Source organism: Pseudomonas sp. SDO5522_S412, from assembly GCF_054071215.1.
Map to the genome: position 1 here is coordinate 1 of NZ_JBSVWQ010000346.1, position 4,398 is coordinate 4,398.

Consider the following 4,398-nt stretch of genomic DNA (forward strand, 5'->3'; position numbering starts at 1 on the left):
CACATGTATTGACTGGCACTCCGCTTTCGCGAGCAAGCCCGCTCCCACATTTGGATCGGGTTTGCACTCCGCTACTCCACCGGGTCACTCACAGGCGTCGCAATAATCGCCTTCAACTCACTGGTCATCGGGAATTCCAGGTTCAAGCCCTTGGGCGGGATCGGCTGCTCAAACCAGCGCTGGTAAATGCCGTTGATCTCCCCCGAGCTGTACAGCCCGGCCAGGGTCTCGTTGACCACCGCGAGAAACTGCGGGTCGTCCTTGCGCACCATGCAGCTGTAGATTTCCCGCGACTGTTCTTCCCCAACCACCACCCACTTGTGCGGGTCCCTGGCCTTGGCGCGCTCGCCGTAGAGCAACGCGTCATCCATGTAGAACGCCGCCGCCCGGCCGGATTGCAGCATCTGGAAGGCTTCGCCGTGGTCCTTGGCGCTGATCACCGACATGTTCAGTTTGTGATCGACGTTGTAGCTCTTGAGGAACCGCTCGTTGGTGGTACCGGCGGTGGTTACCACGTTCTTGCCTTGCAGGTCGGCGAAGCTTTTGATGCCGCTGTCGTTGGCCGTCAGCAACTGGCCCTTCACGTAGATAAACCCGTAGGAAAACGCTACCTGCTTCTGCCGCTCGGCGGTCACGCCGGTGGAACCGCATTCCAGGTCCACGGTGCCGTTTTGCACCAGGGCTATGCGGGTCTGGGAAGTCACCAGGTTGTACTTCACGTTGAGCTTCGGCACACCGGTTTTCTGCTGGATACGCTCGACGATCTTGTTCGCCAGCTCCACCGAATAGCCCATGGGCTTGCCGCTGTGATCCCCCACATAGGAAAACGGCACCGAGGCATCGCGATAGCCGAGGGTGATGCTCCTGGCGTTGGCGATCTTGCTCAGCGTGCCGTCCAAGGGGGCCTCGGTGGCATGGGCCTGAGCCCCCAACAACAGCCCCAGGGTGCAGCCGATCAACGTGATTTTTTGCATTGTTATTCTCCGTTGGTGGTTAAAGGTTCAGGTACGGCGCACTGCAATGACACTGATCTCGACCAGCACGTCCGGTCGTGCCAACTGCGCCTGCAACGTGGTACGCGTCGGTGCCTGCCCCGGCGATAGCCAGGCGGACCAGACTTCATTCATCGGCGCAAAACCCTCCTGGATATTGTTCAGGTAGATGGTCGCATTCAGCAGATGATCCTTGTCGCTGCCGGCCTCGGCCAGCAGCGCATCAATCCTGGCCAGCACCTCTTCGGTCTGGGTCTTCACATCGCGGCCTTCGCCCGGCACCTGGCCGGACAAAAACACCAGGTCCTGAAACACCACGGCGCCAGACAAGCGGCTGTTGCTGTTGATTCGGGTGATGGTCATCGAAATATCCTCAAGCGGCACGGGGCGCGAAGCCCTGCATATCAATGGAAGTGGTGTGCCGGCCAATCAACTCGGCCAGTACCTGGCCGCTGCCGCAAGCCAGGGTAAACCCGAGGGCGCCGTGGCCGAGGTTAAGCCACAGGTTGCTGTAGGCGCTGGCACCAATCAACGGCACGCCGGTCGGCGTGGCCGGGCGCATACCGGCCCATTCGACCGCGTGCTGGTAGTCACCGGCCAGCGGGAACGTCTCAAGTGCCTGGCGTTTAATCAGCGCCAGGCGCTTGGGTTCCAGGCGGGTGTCGAAGCCGACAATATCCACCATCGCCGCCACCCGCAGTTGCTCACCGATGCGCGCGTAGACGATCTTGCGGTCGTAATCGGTGATGCTGATGTTCGGCGCCTGATGCTGCGCGCCAATCGGCACGCTCAGGCTGTAACCCTTGAGGGGATACAGCGGCAGCGACATACCCGGCAAGGCCAGCTCGGGGCTGCGGTGCCCGGCGGCCAGCACCAGGTGCTGCACCGGCAAGACTTCACTGCCCATTTCGATAGCCTGCACGGCGCCTGCGCTGTGACGAATCGCCGTCACCTTGCGCCCCAACAGGAACGTGCAACGCCCCGACGCTTCAAGGCGCGCCGCCAGTTGCTGGCAGAACCCATGGCAGTCGCCGACCTCTTCATTGGGCGTATAGATGCCGCCGGCAAAACTGGCGCTGTCCAGGGTCGGTTCCAGCCGTGCGCAGTCCGCCGCCGAGAGCACTTGCTGTTGCAGCGGGTCGGTCACTTTATTCAAGGCGCGTTCATAGCTGTCGAGGCTGCGAAAGGTCACCAGCTTGCCGTTGCGCCGCCAGTGGAAACCGCCCAGTTGGTCTTCTTCACGCCAGCGTTGCAGGGTGCCCTGGCTCAAGGACGCCAGGCGCAGCAGGTGGGCCGCATTGCGCTGGTTCACCGAGCCACGGCAGGCGCCCAGGAACGAGGCCATCCAGCGCCACTGCGCCGGGTCCATGCGCGGGCGCAGCTTCAGCGGCGAGTCACCGCGCAGCATCCAGCCGATGGCTTGCAACGGCACACCCTTGTCGGCCAGCGGTGCGACATAGCGGTAGGACAACTGCCCGCCGTTGGCGAAGCTGGTCTCGCTGCCCAGGGTTTCCCGGGCTTCGACCACCGTCACCTGCATGCCGGCACGCACCAGCGCGTAGGCACTCGCCAGGCCGATAACCCCGCCACCGATGATGCAAACCTGCTGAGCCATGTGCGTCCCTTAACCGTGCGATGTCAGGCTTGAAGGTTAGAGGCAGGTGACAGCGGCGGGACAATGAATAAAGATGGGTCACCCATAAACAAAGGTTATGGACTGCCCATGCGCTTGCGTCATATCGAAATCTTCCAGGCCATCCGCCAGACCGGTTCCATCAGCGCCGCCGCCCAGTTGCTGCATGTCTCGCAGCCGGCGGTGAGCAAGGTGCTGCAGCACGCCGAGTTGCAGTTGGGGTTCCCGCTGTTCCTGCGTATACGCGGCAAGCTGCAGCCAACCCCGGAAGCGCTGGCGCTGGAACGCGAAGTCGACAAGGTGACCGAAAGCCTGCAAGGCGTGCGGCGCCTGGCACAGAACCTGCGCCGCGAGCCGGGCCAGAGCCTGCGTATCGGCGCAACACCGGCGCTGGCCCTGTCGTTGCTGCCGCCGGCCATCCGCGAATGGACCCAACGCTACCCGGACATCGCCTGCGAGCTGTCCAGCGCCCACAGCCGCGAGCTGGTGCAAAACCTGTTGATGCGTGAGGTCGACGTGGCGCTGACCCTGCAACCGCCCGATCACCCGGGCCTGACCGCCCAGGCCCTGGCCCACGGCGTGCTGGTGGCGCTGGCGCCGCAGGGTTACTGGAAGGAAAACGAGCTGGGCAAACCGTTGCCGCTGATGGCCCTGGCGGGCGCGCCGTTGATTGGCCTGTCCAGCGCCGACCCGTTGTCGGCGAAGCTGGACAGCTACCTGGAAGCGGTCGATCCACCGCCACGGGTCAGCATCGCAGTGCAGACCTATTCCCTGGCCAGGGCCATGGTCGAATCCGGCGCCGGGCTGGCGGTGATTGATCCGTTCACCGCCCTCGGCGCATCACCGGCCACTACTTGCATTCGCCCCCTTGCGCCGCCGCTGCCAATCACCTTGTACGCCCTGACCCGCGCCGACGAACCGCCGCCGCATATGCTGGCGAGCCTGTTGGAGATCTTCGGCAGCCGGGCCCAGGAGCAATTGGACCGGCTATAACACGTACCCCATGATCGCTACGAAATGCAGCAGGCTGCCGCCAATCACGAACAAATGCCAGATCCCGTGGGAGTGCCGCAGGCGGTCCTCCAGGGCAAAGAAAATAATGCCCACGGTGTACAGCACCCCGCCCGACGCCAGCCAGGCAAACCCGGTAGGCCCCAGCGCAGCAATCAGCGGCTTGACCGCCACCAGCACAATCCAGCCCATCACCGCATAGATCACGATCGACAAAATCCGCGCCTCGGAGCGTGGCTTGATCTCCTGCAGGATGCCGATCACCGCCAGCCCCCACACAATCCCGAACAGCGTCCAGCCCCACGGCCCGCGCAGCGTCACCAGGCAAAACGGCGTGTAGCTGCCGGCAATCAGCAGGTAGATCGAAAAGTGATCGACCTTCTGCATGATCGCTTTCTTGCGCCCGCGCACGCTGTGGTAAACGGTGGACGCGCTGTACAACACCAGCAATGTGAAACCGTAAATGGCCACGCTGACAATCTTCCAGGGGTTGCCGTCCATACTGGCCACCACCAACATCCATACCGCACCCACAAAAGCCGCAACCGCCCCGAGCAAGTGGCTCCAGGCGTTGAATCGTTCCCCGTGATACATGTGTCACTCACCTCGAATAACGGTTATCACCTCGACCATTCTGACGTCACCCACCCAATATCAGGTAACAACCTTTCTTCATTTGCCCAAATACACATGCCGATGGATGATTCGCTTCATCCTGTGGGAGCTGGCTTGCCGGCGATAGCGGTGGGTCAGCCATACATC

Annotated in this window: 5 protein-coding genes; 1 reads left to right on the forward strand and 4 read right to left on the reverse strand. The window is 62.7% G+C overall.

Translation table 11 applies throughout. From position 1 onward, the window contains the following. Positions 1-71: 71 nt before the first annotated feature. Genes ACW9I6_RS31070 through ACW9I6_RS31080 form a run of 3 tightly spaced genes read right to left on the reverse strand, consistent with a single transcriptional unit; the run spans position 72 to position 2,607 of the window. Positions 72-974: a transporter substrate-binding domain-containing protein gene (locus tag ACW9I6_RS31070; RefSeq protein ID WP_087693232.1), complete on the reverse strand. Its 903-nt coding sequence runs from the start codon at positions 972-974 to the stop codon at positions 72-74. 27 nt (positions 975-1,001) lie between these two features. Then, on the reverse strand, positions 1,002-1,355 hold the full coding sequence (locus tag ACW9I6_RS31075; RefSeq protein WP_177022320.1) for a RidA family protein: 354 nt from the start codon (positions 1,353-1,355) through the stop codon (positions 1,002-1,004). A 10-nt stretch (positions 1,356-1,365) separates the two neighbouring features. After that, positions 1,366-2,607, reverse strand: coding sequence for a D-amino acid dehydrogenase (locus ACW9I6_RS31080; RefSeq protein ID WP_177022321.1), 1,242 nt, complete (start codon positions 2,605-2,607; stop codon positions 1,366-1,368). A gap of 108 nt (positions 2,608-2,715) precedes the next feature. Between ACW9I6_RS31080 and ACW9I6_RS31085 the strand changes: the two genes are divergently transcribed. Continuing rightward, the gene (locus tag ACW9I6_RS31085; protein WP_003216829.1) at positions 2,716-3,618 is read left to right on the forward strand and encodes a LysR family transcriptional regulator; all 903 of its coding nucleotides are present in this window, start codon (positions 2,716-2,718) and stop codon (positions 3,616-3,618) included. Here ACW9I6_RS31085 and trhA read toward each other — a convergent pair. Beyond that, positions 3,613-4,230, reverse strand: coding sequence for a PAQR family membrane homeostasis protein TrhA (gene trhA, locus ACW9I6_RS31090; protein WP_003216828.1), 618 nt, complete (start codon positions 4,228-4,230; stop codon positions 3,613-3,615). The genes ACW9I6_RS31085 and trhA overlap by 6 nt on opposite strands. Between the last annotated feature and the right edge of the window lie 168 nt (positions 4,231-4,398).